Source organism: Pararhizobium sp. P1_E7 (assembly GCF_056405855.1).
The window spans coordinates 1-16766 of record NZ_JBFUBH010000026.1; the positions used below are offsets into that span (position 1 = coordinate 1).

16 protein-coding genes are annotated in these 16766 nt (G+C 59.4%); 6 read left to right on the top strand and 10 right to left on the bottom strand.

Annotation, left to right across the window (positions count from 1 at the left end; all coding sequences use genetic code 11):
* From clpA to AC1D17_RS19775, 6 genes are all read right to left on the bottom strand, one after another.
* On the bottom strand, window positions 1-1959 hold a 1959-nt coding region (gene clpA / locus AC1D17_RS19750), incomplete at its 3' end, for an ATP-dependent Clp protease ATP-binding subunit ClpA (RefSeq protein ID WP_477567034.1).
* Window positions 1960-1968: 9 nt separating this feature from the next.
* Window positions 1969-2322, bottom strand: coding sequence for an ATP-dependent Clp protease adapter ClpS (gene clpS, locus AC1D17_RS19755; protein WP_455271789.1), 354 nt, complete (start codon window positions 2320-2322; stop codon window positions 1969-1971).
* Window positions 2323-2575: 253 nt separating this feature from the next.
* On the bottom strand, window positions 2576-2938 hold the full coding sequence (locus AC1D17_RS19760; protein ID WP_477567035.1) for a phasin family protein: 363 nt from the start codon (window positions 2936-2938) through the stop codon (window positions 2576-2578).
* Window positions 2939-3170: 232 nt separating this feature from the next.
* Complete coding sequence (locus AC1D17_RS19765) at window positions 3171-3374, bottom strand: DUF3126 family protein (RefSeq protein ID WP_068955492.1); 204 nt, start codon at window positions 3372-3374, stop codon at window positions 3171-3173.
* 107 nt (window positions 3375-3481) lie between these two features.
* Window positions 3482-4309, bottom strand: a complete 828-nt coding sequence (gene cysE, locus AC1D17_RS19770; RefSeq protein ID WP_264218929.1) for a serine O-acetyltransferase — start codon at window positions 4307-4309, stop codon at window positions 3482-3484.
* Between the two features lie 104 nt (window positions 4310-4413).
* Entirely contained in the window at window positions 4414-5199 is a 786-nt protein-coding gene (locus tag AC1D17_RS19775) for an alpha/beta fold hydrolase (RefSeq protein ID WP_477567036.1), read from the bottom strand.
* Window positions 5200-5363: 164 nt separating this feature from the next.
* Here AC1D17_RS19775 and AC1D17_RS19780 point away from each other — a divergent pair, with 164 nt between their 5' ends.
* Window positions 5364-5609 carry a zinc-finger domain-containing protein gene (locus tag AC1D17_RS19780; protein WP_477567037.1) on the top strand — a complete coding sequence of 82 codons (246 nt, stop codon included), beginning with the start codon at window positions 5364-5366 and terminating at the stop codon, window positions 5607-5609.
* Window positions 5610-5626: 17 nt separating this feature from the next.
* The gene (locus AC1D17_RS19785; protein WP_477567038.1) at window positions 5627-6781 is read left to right on the top strand and encodes an FAD-dependent monooxygenase; all 1155 of its coding nucleotides are present in this window, start codon (window positions 5627-5629) and stop codon (window positions 6779-6781) included.
* A 36-nt stretch (window positions 6782-6817) separates the two neighbouring features.
* Here AC1D17_RS19785 and AC1D17_RS19790 read toward each other — a convergent pair whose 3' ends face one another.
* On the bottom strand, window positions 6818-8008 hold the full coding sequence (locus tag AC1D17_RS19790) for a cystathionine beta-lyase (protein WP_477567039.1): 1191 nt from the start codon (window positions 8006-8008) through the stop codon (window positions 6818-6820).
* A gap of 347 nt (window positions 8009-8355) precedes the next feature.
* Here AC1D17_RS19790 and AC1D17_RS19795 point away from each other — a divergent pair, with 347 nt between their 5' ends.
* The 4 genes from AC1D17_RS19795 to AC1D17_RS19810 all read left to right on the top strand — a co-directional run bounded on the left by AC1D17_RS19795 (window position 8356) and on the right by AC1D17_RS19810 (window position 12649).
* Window positions 8356-9381, top strand: coding sequence for an amino acid ABC transporter substrate-binding protein (locus AC1D17_RS19795; protein WP_477567040.1), 1026 nt, complete (start codon window positions 8356-8358; stop codon window positions 9379-9381).
* A gap of 96 nt (window positions 9382-9477) precedes the next feature.
* Window positions 9478-10692: an amino acid ABC transporter permease gene (locus tag AC1D17_RS19800; RefSeq protein WP_477567041.1), complete on the top strand. Its 1215-nt coding sequence runs from the start codon at window positions 9478-9480 to the stop codon at window positions 10690-10692.
* 4 nt (window positions 10693-10696) lie between these two features.
* A complete protein-coding gene (locus tag AC1D17_RS19805) occupies window positions 10697-11854 on the top strand; it encodes an amino acid ABC transporter permease (protein WP_477567042.1) in 1158 nt (385 codons plus the stop codon).
* Between the two features lie 18 nt (window positions 11855-11872).
* Window positions 11873-12649 carry an amino acid ABC transporter ATP-binding protein gene (locus AC1D17_RS19810; protein ID WP_477567043.1) on the top strand — a complete coding sequence of 259 codons (777 nt, stop codon included), beginning with the start codon at window positions 11873-11875 and terminating at the stop codon, window positions 12647-12649.
* A gap of 85 nt (window positions 12650-12734) precedes the next feature.
* On the opposite strand, the gene AC1D17_RS19815 is transcribed toward AC1D17_RS19810, so the two are convergent.
* The 3 genes from AC1D17_RS19815 to AC1D17_RS19825 are packed head-to-tail and all read right to left on the bottom strand — an operon-like array spanning window position 12735 to window position 16726.
* Window positions 12735-14294: a caspase family protein gene (locus tag AC1D17_RS19815; RefSeq protein WP_477567044.1), complete on the bottom strand. Its 1560-nt coding sequence runs from the start codon at window positions 14292-14294 to the stop codon at window positions 12735-12737.
* Window positions 14294-15829 carry a caspase family protein gene (locus AC1D17_RS19820; protein WP_477567045.1) on the bottom strand — a complete coding sequence of 512 codons (1536 nt, stop codon included), beginning with the start codon at window positions 15827-15829 and terminating at the stop codon, window positions 14294-14296. The genes AC1D17_RS19815 and AC1D17_RS19820 overlap by 1 nt, the downstream gene beginning before the upstream one ends.
* On the bottom strand, window positions 15830-16726 hold the full coding sequence (locus AC1D17_RS19825; protein ID WP_477567046.1) for an OmpA family protein: 897 nt from the start codon (window positions 16724-16726) through the stop codon (window positions 15830-15832).
* Window positions 16727-16766: the final 40 nt, after the last annotated feature.

The following is a 16766-nucleotide window of genomic DNA, read 5'->3' on the forward strand; positions in this document are numbered from 1 at the left end:
GTGAACAGTGAACAGACGGTTCAGCGCCTCCACATCGTCGCCCTCGCGCTTGGCCGAGCCGAAACCGAACGCAGCCTTTGCCATTTCGGACGCACCCGCATTGGTCGTCATGATCAGGATGACGTTGCGGAAGTCGATCTTCTTGCCGTTATGGTCGGTCAGCGAGCCATGGTCCATGACCTGCAACAGGATGTTGAACAGGTCCGGATGCGCCTTCTCGATTTCGTCGAGCAGCAGAACCGAATGCGGATGCTGGTCGATGCTGTCGGTCAAAAGGCCGCCCTGGTCGAAGCCGACATAGCCGGGAGGTGCCCCGAGCAGCCGCGAAACGGTATGGCGTTCCATATATTCCGACATGTCGAACCGGATAAGCTCGACGCCGAGCGAGGCTGCAAGCTGCTTGGCGACTTCGGTCTTGCCGACGCCGGTCGGGCCGGAGAACACGTAGGAGCCGATCGGCTTGTTCGGTTCGCGCAGACCCGCACGTGCCAGCTTGATCGCCGACGCAAGCGCCTCGATTGCCAGGTCCTGGCCGTAGACGACCGAGCGCAGTTCCTTTTCCAGGTTGGCGAGAACGGCCTCGTCATCCTTGGAAACGGATTTCGGCGGAATGCGGGCCATCGTTGCGATCGTCGCTTCGATTTCCTTTTCGGTGATCAGCTTGCGGCGCTTGCCCACGGGCAGCAGCATCTGCGCCGCACCTGTCTCGTCGATCACGTCGATGGCCTTGTCCGGCAGCTTGCGGTCGTTGATGTAGCGGGCCGAAAGCTCGACGGCCGACTTGATCGCCTCGTTCGAGTATTTCAGCTTGTGATAGTCTTCGAAGTAAGGCTTCAGGCCCTTCATGATCTCGATGGCGTCATCGATCGTCGGTTCGCTGACATCGATTTTCTGGAACCGGCGCACCAGCGCACGGTCCTTTTCGAAGAACTGGCGATATTCCTTGTAAGTGGTCGATCCGATGCAACGGATCGCGCCCGAAGACAGCGCCGGCTTCAACAGGTTGGATGCATCCATCGCGCCGCCGGATGTCGCACCGGCACCGATCACGGTATGAATCTCATCGATGAAAAGCACGGCACCCGGATATTCTTCCAGTTCCTTGACGACCTGCTTCAGGCGCTCTTCGAAATCACCACGGTAGCGGGTACCGGCGAGCAGCGTGCCCATGTCGAGCGAGAAGATCGTCGCGTCCTGCAACGCTTCGGGAACCTTCTTCTCGACGATACGCTTGGCCAGGCCTTCGGCGATCGCGGTCTTGCCGACGCCGGGGTCGCCAACATAGAGCGGATTGTTCTTGGAACGGCGGCACAGGATCTGGATCGTACGATTGACCTCGGCATGGCGGCCGATCAGCGGGTCGATCTTGCCGACCTTGGCCTTCTCATTGAGGTTGACGCAATAGGCCGTCAGCGCATCCTGCTGCTTCTTTGGACCGCTTTCGTCCTGCTCACGCGATGCCTTCTGTTCGGATTCCGGCTCATCGGCACCGCGCGGCGGGCGCGATTCGGATGCGCCGGGGCGCTTGCCGATACCGTGCGAGATGAAGTTGACGGCGTCGTAGCGCGTCATCTCCTGCTCCTGCAGGAAGTAGGCGGCATGGCTTTCGCGCTCGGCGAAGATGGCAACAAGCACATTGGCGCCTGTCACTTCCTCGCGCCCGGACGACTGGACATGAATCACCGCGCGCTGGATGACGCGCTGGAAGCCCGCCGTCGGCTTGGAATCCTCGTCATAGCCGGTCACCAGGTTGCCGAGTTCATTGTCGACATAATCGGAGACGGTCTTGCGCAGGGCGTCGAGATTGACGTTGCACGCGCCCATGACGGCCGCCGCATCGGCATCGTCGATCAATGCCAACAGGAGGTGCTCCAGGGTCGCATATTCGTGATGGCGCTCATTGGCCAGCGTCAGAGCCTGGTGCAGAGCCTTTTCAAGGCTTGTTGAAAATGTTGGCACGTCAGTTCCTCATTTCTTTTCCATGACGCATTGCAGCGGGTGCTGATGCTCGCGGGCGAAATCCATCACCTGCGTCACTTTGGTTTCGGCAACTTCGTAGGTGAAAACACCGCATTCACCCACGCCGTGATTGTGAACGTGCAGCATGATCAGAGTTGCCGCCTCGCGGTCCTTCTGGAAAAAACGCTCCAGGATGTGGATCACGAACTCCATCGGCGTGTAGTCGTCATTCAGAAGCAGCACGCGATAAAGGCTCGGCTTCTTGGTCTTCGGCTTTGTCCGAGTGATGACGGACGTGCCACGGTTGGCATTGCCCCCATCCCCGTCGCTGTCTTTTTGCATCCGGACCGGCGTGGCGATCATTCTACTTCATTCCCTTGTCCAGCCGCAAATGCTTGGGAGGAATTCGCGGCCTGTTCGTGACACATAATCTAGTGGTTCTTTTTCAGATTTTAAGGCTGTTCGTCTGCACTGCAATCATATTTGCGCGGTGAGGCACAAGATTGATCAACTTTCTTGGGGCTGCCTGCCGCCAATCTCCCGGATAGACAACAAAAAACCGGCTGCAGAAAGCGCAACCGGTTTTTCAGTGCTGAAAATATGGGATACTGGCTGCTTAAGCGGCCGCGGCAGCCGCGGCGGCCTTCACAGCGGCCGCTGCCTTGGCAACCRGCGCTTCATAGGGCTTGTAGGCATCCTTGGCGAGATCGGCATACATTTCGCCGATCTTGGTGGCCTCGGCGACATAACCTTCGTAAGCCGACTTCAGGTAGCTGGTTTGCAGCTCGAAAGCGGCTTCGACGCTCTTGACGGTGCTGATCTTCTCGATATGGGCAACGCTGTCTTCAAAGGCCTTCTTGGAGTAGTCGGCGGCTTCGGTGGCGATTGCCTGGAAAGCCTTCGTCAGCGACGCATAGCTCTTCGACATCGCGTCCATCGTTTCCTTGCTCTTCTTATTCGCATCTTCGAAATTGAACATCAGGCTGCTCCTTTTTGGTGACGCTCGCAATAGCAACAATCTATGTGCACTGCACAATAAAGTCAATGTAGACGTGCAGTGCGATAAAATGCTTTGATTGCAACAGCTTGATGAAAGACCGGAAAATCGGCCAAATTTTGCGGAAAAAATAAACAAAAGTATGATTTTAACAAAAAACCCGGCCTGAATATCAGGGCCGGGTCAAATTCAGGCATTCAACCGAGGATCGCACTTACAGGTCGATATCGAGGATCGCCATCGAAAAGTTGTACGACAGTTCGCCGTCTTCCTCGTCCCGGAAAACAACGCCCAGAAACTCGTCGCCCAGGTAAACCTCAGCGGATTCGTCCTTCTTCGGGCGTGCCTTGATGACCATTGCCTGATTGAAGGTACGCTTGAAATAGGCTTCGAGCTTTTTGATTTCTTCGGGCTTCAAGACTCTTCTCCATGACGATTTGATTTGCGACGGTTTGATTTGCGCCGCTTCTGGCACAGAGGCTCAATCGGTGTAAACCCCCGGCCGGCAGCCAACCGGCAAATCGCTCAGATCTCGAAGGAAACCAGCAACTGATCCATGGAGCGGGACGGCTCCGAACATCCGGCTTCGCCGACGACACGGGCCGGAACCCCGGCGACGGTGGTTTTTGCGGGAACCTCCTTGAGCACGACGGAGCCCGCGGCAACGCGCGAGCAGTTGCCGATATGGATATTGCCGAGAATTTTTGCGCCAGCGCCGATCAGCACGCCATTGCCGATCTTCGGGTGACGGTCGCTCCCTTCCTTGCCGGTGCCGCCGAGGGTGACGCCGTGCAGGATGGAAACGTTGTCGCCGATAACAGCGGTTTCGCCCACCACAAGCCCTGTCGCGTGGTCAAGGAAAATTCCCTTGCCGACACGCGCTGCCGGATTGATATCGGTCTGGAAAACCGAGGAAGAACGGCTCTGAAGGTAGAGCGCGAAATCGCGCCGACCGCGGTTTATCAGCCAATGCGCCAGACGGTGCGTCTGGATGGCGTGGAACCCCTTGAAATAGAGGATTGCCTCCAGAAAACGCGTGCAGGCGGGATCGCGGTCGTAGACGGCCTGAATGTCGACGCGCAGGATGCTGCCCCATTCCGGCCAGTCTTCGAGCATTTCGGCAAAGGTCTGGCGCAGAAGATTGGCCTGAAGGTCGGGATGATCGAGCCGTTCGCAGATCCGGTAGATGACGCTGTCTTCAAGCGAACGCTGGTTGATGATCGTGGAATAGAGGAACGCCGCAAGCAGGGGATCCTGCTGGGCAGCGATCCGCGCCTCTTCCTGCAGACTATCCCAGATCGGGTCCATGATCTTCACGGTTTCGGTCGGGCGTATGTCAGTCCTGGCGACCATCGCCACTCTCCTTCGTAGTCCGTCTATCCCCCAGATATAGGCCAAATCGCGCTGGATATAAATGGCCGCTCCGAAATAGACGCTTAAAACGCTTGGTATAGGCGTTACGCTTGCCCGACCTTGGCCCAAAACTCAAGCGCGGCCTTCTTGAAGACCCTGTCGCCAACGGCAAGCATGTGATCGCGGCCGGGAATGTCCAGCGCCAAGGCATGCGGAATAAGGGCGGCCAGCTCCTGCGGTGAACCCGCGATGTCGTCCTTGGTACCCACAGCGATCAACACCGGCACATCGATGCGGCCGACATCGTCAACCGACAACAGGTCGCGCGAAGTGGAGATGCAGGCGGCGAGTGCCTTGCGGTCGCTTTTCGTCTGGTCGGCAAAGGCGCGGAACATCCGTCCCCGCTCATGGGTCACCTCGTCGAGGGAGGGCGCGTTCAGCGCATCGGCGATCGGATCCCAGTCGCCAACGCCGGTCACCATGCCGATACCCAGTCCACCGAGAACGAGAGACCGCACGCGGTTCGGATGCGCCAGCGTCAGGAACGCCGAAATGCGGGCGCCCATCGAATAACCCATCACATGCGCTTCGGCGATACCGAGATGATCAAGCAGCGCCACGGCGTCGCCAGCCATTGCCTGCGGATGATAGACTGAGGGATCATGCGGCTTGCCGCTGGCACCGTGGCCGCGATTGTCCAGCGCAATGACCCGGTATCCGGCATCGCCCAGCGTCTTCAGCCAACCCGGATAGACCCAGTTCACATTGGCGCTGGAGGCAAATCCATGGATCAGCAGGATCGGATCGCCGGACGGATCGCCCTCGTCGAAATAGGCGATCGACAGGCCGTCATGAGTGAAGGTCGAAAAGGCGGGTGGGTTCAGATCCATGGCATGCGTCCTGTTTTGAGCGAACCTATGATAGCGGCTGCGCCGGGAAAACCCCGGCACGCCAAAAAACCCACAGGCGCGGCATCTTTGCCGCTACACTTTTGACGCAAAGCTTTCTATGGTGCGGCCAAATTCGACTATTCTTCTACACGACGGAGCATCACATGGCCGCGCACGGTATTCCCCACTTTCAAAACGATGGCGGCCACGCGGTCATCGAGGTCGGCGTCAAGGAATTCATGTGCACGGGTGCCTCCGTGCCTTTCGACCATCCACACATCTATATCGACATGGGCGACGACAACGAAAAAGTCTGTTCCTACTGCTCGACGCTGTACCGCTATAACGCCAAGCTCCATGCGGACCAGACGGCACCGGACGGCTGCACGTTCAATGTGAAGGCGGCCTGAGCGGCGGCTTCGCTGATATGAAACAGGGCACGCCCGTCGCAATTGCCGGGGCCGGCATAGCCGGCCTGACTGCCGCCCTCAGTTTCGCCCGCAAGGGCATTCCCACCGAAATCTTCGAACGGACCGGCATCCTGACGGAAGCCGGCGCCGGGCTTCAACTGTCTCCCAATGCAACACGCATTCTGATACGGCTGGGCTTAGCTGAACGGCTTGAAGGGGTCTGGAGCGAACCCGAAACGATCAATCTCGTCGATGGCGGTTCGCTGCGGACGATTGCCGCCGTCCCTTCCGGTACCTTCGCGCGCAAGCGCTGGCATGCGCCCTATGGTGTCCTCCACAGGGCCGACCTGCAGACAATGCTGCTCGATGCAGTCAACGCCAATCCGTTGTGCCTTCTTCATCTTGGCCGGCAGATCGAAAGCCCGACCTCCATCGCTGAGATCATCGGCACAGAGCCGCGTTTGATCGTCGGTGCCGACGGCGTCTGGTCCAGTCTCAGACAACACGTGCAAGGCGCTGGAAAAGCGACGTTCTCAGGCAACGTTGCCTGGAGACTGACGTTGGGTGAGGCGAACGCTCCCGTTTTCTTCGACGCCGCGAAAGTCACCGCATTTCTCGGCAACGGCTGCCATCTCGTCGTCTATCCGCTGCCGCAAAAACACACATTCAACATCGTGGCGATCAGCGGCGGGGCCGATTCTGGAAAAACATGGGACCGCGCCCTGCCCTTAGATGAAGCAAAGCACAGGCTGATGGGTGCCTTTTCCGGCTGGCATCCCGGGATCACCGGCATTCTGCAAACGGCCGTGGAGCCGACGACCTGGCCACTCTACGAAATGAGTGCCGGCGCATGGCACCGGGGCGACGAGGTCGTTCTGATCGGGGATGCAGCCCATGCGATGATGCCGTTTGCCGCCCAGGGTGCCGCGATGGCGATCGAGGATGCGTTTGAGCTTGCGTCTTTCGTGGCTGGCGGACAGTCCCTCGCCGCCTTTGCCGGCCACCGCCAAAACCGGGTCGCGCGCGTCCGCTCCCGCGGCGCCTTCAATCGCTTTGCCTACCACGCCCGCGGCCCAATACGGCTCGGGCGTGATCTGGTCCTGTCTGTGCGGCGGCCGGAAAGCCTGGCCGCCGATTTTGACTGGCTCTACGGATACGAGCCGAAGGACTGATACCAAGTCTCGATGATAGAGACCTGGTATGCGGCTTCAGACGGCTTTGGCAGCAGCAAAGCCGGCTTCGATGTCCCTGCGCAGATCCGCCACGTCCTCAAGTCCGATCTGCAGCCGGATGACAGGGCCTTCGCTTGGCGCCTTGCAGATTTTGCGGTCGGAAAGACCGACGTGAACGGCAAGGCTTTCAAAGCCGCCCCAGGACCAGCCGAGCCCGAAAATCGACAGGGCGTCCAGGAAGGCATGCGCTTTCGGCTTGAACTGCTCCGGGCTTTCGGCCTTGAGGACAAACGAGAAAATGCCGCTCGATCCGGTAAAATCGCGCTTCCACAGCTCATGACCCGGAAAGCTCGGCAGCGCCGGGTGCAGGACGCGCGCAACGTCGTCGCGTTCCTCGAGCCAGCGGGCGATGTTGAGCGTGCTTTCCTGATGGCGCTCAAGACGGATACCCATCGTTCGCAGGCCCCGCAAAATCTGGTAGCTGTCATCGGGTGCGCCGCAAATCCCAAGAGCGCCATGGGCGTCCAGCAGCCGCTCCCAATGGGCCGCATTGGCGGAGACCGTCCCCATCAGAACATCGGAATGACCGGAGGGATATTTGGTGGCCGCGTGGATCGATATATCGACACCGTGGTCCAGCGGCTTGAAATAGAGCGGTGTCGCCCAGGTATTGTCCATCGTCACCACGCATCCGTGGCGATGGGCGACCGCGGAAATCGCCCGGATATCCTGCATCTCGAAGGTGTTGGAGCCCGGCGCTTCGGTATGCACAAGCCTGGTATTCGGCTTGATCAGGCCTTCGATGCCGGCGCCGATCATCGGGTCGTAATATTCGACGGCGACCCCCAGCCTCTTCAGCATCGTGTCGCAGAAATGCCGGGTCGGGAAATAGACCGAATCGACGATCAGCGCATGATCGCCGGCGGACAGGAATGCCAGCAACGGCACGCTGACGGCGGCAAGGCCCGAGGGTACGAGGATCGTGCCTGCCGAACCTTCCAGCGCATCGATCGCCTCGCACAACGCGTCGGTGGTCGGCGTTCCGCGCGTCCCATAGGTGTATTTCTGCGACTTGGTTTCCATGGCTTTTGCGTTTGGAAACAATACCGTGGATGCGTGCACGACGGGCGGATTGACGAAGCCATGAAAATCGGAGGGCGAGTTGCCGATATGGGACAACCGGGTGTTCACGCCGGCGCCGGCGAGAAAATCATTCTTTTCATTCATGGGATACGGTCCGCCTGTGAAATTACATATCCGAGCACTTTTCCGCCCGCCGGACCGAGGGGTCAAGGGACTTCCGGTGCGGCACTGACGCGCAAACGTGGAAAAACTCCGTTTCTGACGATTTTTTAAACAAAACAACGGAACAAACAGTCGAAAACTGCCTAAACATGCGGCGCAATAAACGATTCTGGCAGCGCGGCCCGGAAAATCGGCAACGTATCTTGACCCTGCGCGGTTTTGAGCATGAGATAGACGGTACTCGCGCCAGGAGGGTGGCGGGGGCCGTAGCTGCGTCCAGGCGCAGCTGTGCGGAATAAGAACAAAGACAACAGAAAAAGGTTCTAAAAATGGCAAAAAGAGTTCTGACAGCGCTCATCGGCGCTGCCGTCATGGGGATTGGCGCCCAGGCAGCATCGGCAACGACGCTCAGCGACGTTAAGGCGAAGGGCTTCCTTCAATGCGGCGTCAACACCGGACTGACCGGCTTTGCCTCCCCCGACGCTTCCGGCAACTGGAGCGGCTTCGACGTCGACTATTGCAAGGCGATTGCTGCCGCCATCTTCGGCGACCCGACCAAGGTGAAGTATACTCCGACCTCCGCCAAGGACCGCTTCCCGGCGCTGCAGTCCGGCGAAGTCGACGTTCTGGCCCGTAACACGACCTGGACGATCAACCGCGACACAGCACTCGGCTTCAACTTCCGCCCGGTCAACTATTACGACGGCCAGGGCTTCATGGTCCGCAAGTCTTTGAACGTGAAGTCGGCGCTTGAACTGTCGGGTGCTGCCGTCTGCGTTCAGACCGGCACGACGACCGAACTGAACCTTGCCGACTACTTCAAGGCCAACAACCTTCAGTACAACCCGGTCGTCTTCGAAAAGCTCGAAGAAGTGAACGCGGCCTATGACGCTGGCCGTTGCGACGTCTACACGACCGACCAGTCGGGCCTGTACTCGCTGCGCCTGACGCTGGCGGCTCCGGACGATCACATCATTCTGCCGGAAATCATTTCCAAGGAACCGCTCGGACCGGCCGTTCGTCAGGGTGATGATCAGTGGTTTGACATCGTTTCCTGGGTTCACTACGCGCTTGTCGGCGCCGAAGACTTCGGCATCACCCAGGCCAATGTCGAGGAAATGAAGAAGTCGGCCAACCCGGACATCCAGCGCTTCCTCGGCGTTGAGGCGGACACCAAGATCGGTACCGACCTCGGCCTCGAAAACGATTGGGCCGTCAAGATCATCAAGGCTGTCGGTAACTACGGCGAAGTGTTCGACCGCAATATCGGCACGGGCAGCCCCTTGAAGATCGAACGCGGCCTGAACGCTCTGTGGAGCAAGGGCGGCATCCAGTACGCACCGCCGGTGCGCTAAGACCATACGACAATCGGAAAGCGGCTCCGGCCGCTTTCTCTCCCAAAAATAAGAATCGCTCGAAACAGGGCGATCAGGGGAATGAAGAGGCTCTAAATGACGATCGACGCCACGATTCCGCCCGGCAAGCACACGACACCGCCCGGCAAGCACAAGCCGACCGGCTCAATTTTGAACGATCCCAAAGTCCGCGGCATCATCTTCCAGGCCGTGACGCTGCTTTTGCTGGCCATTTTCATCTACTGGGTCGCCGTGAACACCAGTGCAAACCTGAAGCGTGCAAACATTGCTTCCGGTTACGGCTTCCTCAACGGACGGGCCGGCTTTGACGTCGGACAATCGCTGATCGCGTATTCCAGCGATTCGACCTATGGCCGCGCGCTTTGGGTGGGTTTTTTCAACACCATCCTGGTTGCCGTTGCAGGCATTATCACGGCGACGATCATCGGTTTTGTGGTTGGTATCGGCCGGCTGTCGAAGAACTGGCTGATCGCCAAGCTGTCGATGGTTTATGTCGAGGTCTTCCGCAACATTCCGCCGTTGCTGGTCATTTTCTTCTGGTATTCGGGCGTTCTCGCCGTCCTGCCGCAGCCGCGGGAATCGGTGGCGCTGCCCTTGAATATGTATATCAACAACCGTGGCCTCGCCTTCCCCCGGCCCGTTTTCGACAGCGGCGCACAGTTCATCTTCTACGCTCTGGTCCTCGCGGTGATCGCCAGCATCGTCTTTGCGCGATATGCGCGAAAAAAGCAGATGGAGACAGGCAAGCGCCTGCCCGTGCTCTGGACCGTCCTGGGCCTGCTGATCGGCCTGCCGCTCCTGACATTCCTTGCCACCGGCTCGCCGATTTCGTTTGACGTTCCGGTCGCCGGCAAATTCAACCTGACGGGCGGATCGGTCGTCGGACCGGAATTCCTGTCGCTGTTTCTGGCGCTGTCCTTCTATACGGCGGCGTTCATCGCCGAAATCGTGCGCGCCGGTATTCGCGGCGTCAGCCATGGCCAATCGGAAGCCGCGCATGCGCTCGGTATCCGGTCGGGCCTCACTACCCGCCTGGTCGTGGTGCCGCAGGCCATGCGGATCATCATCCCGCCTTTGACCAGCCAGTATCTCAACCTGACCAAGAACTCGTCGCTTGCCATCGCCGTCGGCTACTCCGATCTCGTCGCCGTCGGTGGTACGATCCTCAACCAGACCGGTCAGGCCGTTGAAGTCGTCAGCATCTGGATCGTCGTCTATCTGACGCTCAGCCTGTCGACATCGCTGTTCATGAACTGGTTCAACGCCAAGATGGCACTGGTGGAGAGATAAGATCATGAACACACACCAGACCAATTTCGTCCGCACCAGCATGCTGGCCCAATCGGCACCTCCCGTGCTTGAAAAAGGTTATATCGCCTGGTTTCGGAAAAACCTCTTCGCCACGCCGAAGGACACGGTGCTGACGATCATTGCCGTCCTGCTCCTTGCCTGGCTCCTGCCGCCGGCGATCAAATGGCTGTTCATCGACGCCTCCTGGACAGGCGGCGGGCGCGGCGTCTGCGCGACAGTCGCTCAAGGAGGCTCGCAGCCGGAAGGCTGGAGCGGCGCCTGCTGGGCGTTCGTCGGTGCAAAATTCGACCAGTTCCTCTTCGGGCGCTACCCGATTGACGAACGCTGGCGGCCGGCGCTGGTCGGCGTCCTGTTCATTGCCCTGCTCGTGCCGATGCTGATTCCGAAAATTCCGCACAAGGGCCCGAACGCGATCCTGCTCTTTGCCGTGCTGCCCCTCGTGTCGTTCTTTCTGCTGCTCGGTGGCGTGCTCGGCCTTCCCTATGTGGAAACGCCGCTCTGGGGYGGCCTGATGGTAACGCTGATCCTGTCCTTCGTCGGCATCGCCGTGTCGTTGCCTTTCGGCATCATCCTGGCACTTGGCCGACGATCGGCAATGCCGGTTATTCGGCTGATCTGCACTGCCTTCATCGAACTCGTCCGCGGCATTCCGTTGATCGCGGTTCTGTTCATGGCCAGCGTCATGCTACCGTTGTTCCTGCCTCAGGGCATGACCGTCGACAAGTTCCTGCGGGCGCTGATCGGGGTGTCGTTCTTCGCTTCCGCCTATATGGCTGAAGTGGTGCGCGGCGGCCTGCAGGCGATCCCGAAAGGACAGGCGGAAGGTGCGGATTCGCTGGGTCTCGGCTATTGGCAGAAGATGCGGCTGATCATCCTGCCGCAGGCGTTGAAACTGGTCATCCCGGGTATCGTCAACACCTTTATCGGCCTGTTCAAGGATACATCGCTGGTGTCGATCATCGGCATGTTCGACCTGCTCGGCATCGTCCGCCAGAACTTCTCGGACGCCAACTGGGCATCGCCGGTCACGCCGCTGTCGGGTCTCGTTTTCGCCGGATTCACTTTCTGGCTTTTCTGCTTCGGCATGTCGCGCTATTCAGGGTTCATGGAACGAAGGCTCGACAAGGGCCACAAACGATAACAATTGAGGGAGAATATTATGGCTGCTGAAGCCCTTGCATCAAAACTGACCGTGTCGTCCACGGATGTCGCCGTCGAAATTTCCGGCATGAACAAGTGGTATGGCGATTTCCATGTCCTGCGCGACATCAACCTGAAGGTCATGCGCGGCGAGCGCATCGTCGTCGCCGGCCCATCCGGCTCCGGCAAATCGACGATGATCCGCTGCATCAACCGGCTGGAAGAACACCAGAAGGGCAAGATCGTCGTTGACGGCATCGAGCTCACCAACGACCTGAAGAAGATCGACGAAGTGCGCCGCGAAGTCGGCATGGTGTTCCAGCACTTCAATCTCTTCCCGCACCTGACGATCCTGGAAAACTGCACGCTGGCACCGATCTGGGTGCGCAAGATGCCGAAGAAACAGGCGGAAGAAATCGCCATGCACTTCCTCAAGCGCGTCAAGATCCCCGAGCAGGCCAACAAGTATCCGGGCCAGCTCTCCGGCGGTCAGCAGCAGCGTGTGGCGATTGCCCGCTCGCTGTGCATGAACCCGCGCGTCATGCTGTTCGATGAGCCGACATCGGCGCTCGATCCGGAAATGATCAAGGAAGTGCTCGACACCATGGTGGGCCTTGCTGAAGAAGGCATGACGATGATCTGCGTCACCCACGAAATGGGCTTTGCCCGCCAGGTCGCCAACCGCGTGATCTTCATGGACCAGGGCCAGATCGTCGAACAGAACGAACCGGCGGCCTTCTTCGACAACCCGCAGCACGAGCGCACCAAGCTGTTCCTCAGCCAGATCCTGCACTGAGGCAAAACAGTCCTACCAACGAACGAAAGAGGCCCGCGGCGTTCGCCGCGGGCCTCTCTGCTTTTCAGGATCTTTGATCCGGCAATTACTCGATGGTGTATTTCAGGGTGCCCAGCGACCAGTGCACGCCGCGGTTTTCCGCGTCACCGCTCCAGACCTTCTGAAGCCTGGCGATAATCGCGCTCAGCGACTGGCGGGCATCGAGTTCGGCATTGAGACCCTGCGCCGACGGCGCGACATCCTTGAGTTCCACCGCATCGCTGACGACGATCGCGACCAGCATGTTCTCACCTTGACCGTCAGCCTCGAAATCGAAACCGTAATAGTCGTCCGGTATGGTCAGCGCCGATCCGGCCGAAAGCGGCGTGATTTTCTGCGCCATGTCGTTCGGAAAGATCTGCGTGGCGATGCCGTCACCGTTCACATCCAGAAGGATGAGATTGCCGTCATATTTGCTGGTCACCGAAATCTTGAAGGCCTGACCTTTTTTCAGCACCGGGCCTGGATCGAGCGAAACCATCACGTCGCCGCTATCCGCCTTGCCGGCGATATCGCCCATGGCCATAACGGGATCCGCAGCGACATAGGCTGGCGCGACGCCGGCCTCTACCTTCACTTCCTGGTAGGCCGGCGCGGGCTGTCCTTGAGGCTTTTCCGCAGTCGTCTGTTCTGCCCCGTATGGTTCAGAGTACGCCTCAGGCTTGGCGATGCTCGCGCCGAGGGCTTCCGGCACGCTTTCCAGCTGCGGATCGAGATTGTCGCAATCCTCCAGCGCCGAGCAATATTCCTTCGATTTTTTCGTCACATACTCGAAAAGCTCGGCATTGCTGACCAGACCATTGTTGTTCGCATCGGACTCACTGGGTGTGTAGCCGGCTATGTAAGCGGATGTGAAAACGCCGTGACGGTCCTCGACCGGCAGCCGAACGTCATCCCAGGCCACCTGATAGGCTGCTGCGGCACTCCAGGCGGTAAGTCCCCCGGCCGTCAACTGCGCCGGCTTGTCGATGACACCAAGGTCGATCCGAAGCCCCCTGGTTGCCGGCTGTGTGGCCGCCCGGGCAAACGGGCGCGGCAGATAACGCGCGCCTTTCAAACCTGACGCCGCCTGCGGCGACAATGAGCGGGAAATCGTGCCTGAATGGCAGGCATCGATTACCAGCGTCACCGCCCTGCCCTTCAATTTCGCAAGCACTGCCTCAAGGTCGTCGTCGAGGATGACGTTTGTCCAGTCGGTCTCATCAGCCTTGATATCGTAGGTCGATATGGCCTCGTCCATCCCGTCCTCCTCATCGCCGCTGACGTCCTTGACCTGCAGGCCATGGCCGGAGAAATAGAGATAGACCCGGTCGCCGGGTGCGGTTCCTGTAACAAGCCATTCGTCCATCGTCGACAACATCGCCTCTCTCGTGGCTTTTTCGTCGGTCAGAACCCGGATTGCCTCAGGCTTGAAGGACAGTGTTCCGGTCAAAAGCTGCTGAATAGCCTTCACGTCGTTCTTCGGACCGTGCAGGAACATGTCCTCCGACAGGTTTTCATATGCGCCGATGCCAATCAGCAAAGCCCGGTCTTCCGCGCTTGCCGCCCCTACGCTCAGGAAGGCGGCACATATCGATAGCGCCAGTACGGTGCGTAAAACGGCCATCACAGTTTTTCCCGGGTGTAGAGCGGCTGGATCGCCACGCTGGTGTCGGTTCCGTCGATGCGGGTGGACAACAGCTGCAATAGGGTGGCTGCATCGATACTCTTGCTCGCCAGCGCCGCGCCAATCGCATCAATGGGTTCATTGGTGGAGATGACGATCAGGTGGTCGGCACCGAAGGGTTCGACGACCTGCAGGTTGGCGAGCTTGAACTCGACACTCGCCGTGCCCTCGGACTGGACATCCAGAAGCTGCACCTGCCCGGTATTGGCAAGATTGAAAACAACCATGTTCTTGTAGCCAGACGCCGGTGCATCGAAGGAAATCTTGTCGCCACCGGCATAGATGTCTTTTTGTGGTGTCAAGGACACGACGCCCGGGTTCTGGCTTGCCATGACTTTTAGAAAGTCGAGCAGGATAAACTTGTTCACCACGGACTGGATCATGCCGGCATCGATATGTTCGCCCGCAACGTCTCCATTCGGCGTGTAGAAAATTCCGCTTGCCGCATCCCAGCGATAGGGTACGCCCTTTCCGCCGGTATTGTCCGGCACCACATCGGAAGCCTCAACGGATAGCGCAAGCTTACCATCCCAGCCGGTTTCCCGGACAGGCTTGTAGGTCTTCTTTACACCCGGATCGGCCACGACAGCGCTCCGGGTCAGCGGCAGAACCACTTCATCCTCGGAACGCGGCAGTTGCGGCGTAAAGTTCGGCACCTGCAAGGCTTCGGACTGATGCTTCACATTGGCAAAGACATAGTCTTCCAGCTCCACCCTCGAAATCTTGCCGTCGCCATTGCGATCCGCCGATCCCTCCACCGCGCGGGCAAAACTCCAGCTCAAGGCGCCGCGCGCTTCACCGCCGATGATGACCTCAGGCGACGGCTGGCTCTCCAGCGAGGCGGCGAGCACCGTGACCTTACGGAACTGCGCTTCCTTTACGGCAGCACCGGACACCGCCTCGTCCGACGGCGGCGGCAGTTTTACGGTGACGGCATGGGCAAGGCGTGTCTTGCCGGAAAACGACCGGCTCATGCCGCCGGAATGGCAGCTGTCGGAAACGAAGAGAACCTGTACGCCCTTTGCTTCAGCTTCGGAAAACCAGGCATTCAGCTCGTTATCGACGATGATTTCGTGGTCGGTTTCCGCAGCACGGCCGCGATCAAATCCCGGCAATTGCAGAAACTCGTCGAGCCCGTCGGCCTCATCCCCGGCAACAAGCTCCGGCATCTGTGCGCCGTGCCCTGCATAGGTGAAAATGATCGTATCGCCTTGCGAGGCGCTATCGACAAAGCCTGCCCAGGCCGCGCGAATATCGTCCTTGCGAGCTGTCGCATCGAAGAACGTCGCCATCTGATCAACACCAGCCCGCTGCAAGGCGCCTTCGACGTCTTTGGCATCCTTGACGGCCCCATCCAGGCTCACCTCGTAGGGATAGGCATCGACGCCGACGACCAGAGCATAGGTCTTGGCCGATGCGGCAGCGAGCGGTGCGACGGAGAGGAGAAGGGCAAGCGACAAACCACGCAGCATCATTCAGTTCTCCACATCGACTTCAACGCGCCGGTTCATCTGGTTCAGCGTTTCCTCGTCATAGGCACTGGCATCATCCGCCTTGAAGGGCTCGTCCTCGCCCTTGCCGACAGTCGTCCATTCGCCTGCATAGCCTTGAGCGACGAGATACTGCGCCAGGGCCTCGGCGCGCTCCAGAGACAGCACCCGATTGGCCTCCGCTGCGCCGACCGTGTCCGTATGGCCGATCAGGGTGATCGTCGTCGGTTTCACCGATTTCAGGCATTCCGACAGGTCCTTGGCCGAAACCAACCCCTCCGGGGTAAACTCCGCCGTGCCGAACACGTAGCGCACCGGCGTCGATTTCTTCTTCAGCGAGACGCCGCGATAGCTGATCTTGCAGGCGCCCCGCATGGCAAGCGTCACCGGCTTGGGTGCGGCAAGCCGCATCTCGGTGGCCATATGATCGAGCCGGGTAATGTATTTGTCGTCCGGCGCCATCCAGTCCGGCGTCAACACCTCGTTGGCGGCATCCTCCAGCGCCAGCTGATAGTAACGCGCCGCGGCCTCATAGTCCCGGCGGTCCCGGTTGATATCGCCGAGCGCATCGAAGACCTGCCAAGGGGCCGAATTGCTGGTGCGGATCGTCTCGAGTTCTTGCTCGAAATCCGCCAGATTGGCACCCTGCCCGACAGCACCGACGATCCGGTTGAACGATGCGAGCGCCGCCACGCGATTGATCATCGCCTTGTCATCTGTCGTACAACCCGGTTTCGGCCTGCCGGCAATCTGCTTGGCCAGCGCTTCATCACCGGCATCGGTGGCCTCAGCGATTTGCGTCAAGGCATCGCACGCCGCGAAAGCCGTACCGGCAAAGAAAAATGCCAGCAGCGCTGCTCCGGCCAAAAGCTTCAATTTCATGACGCTGCCTTCCCATGCCACGCAAAAATACGGTTCGAGA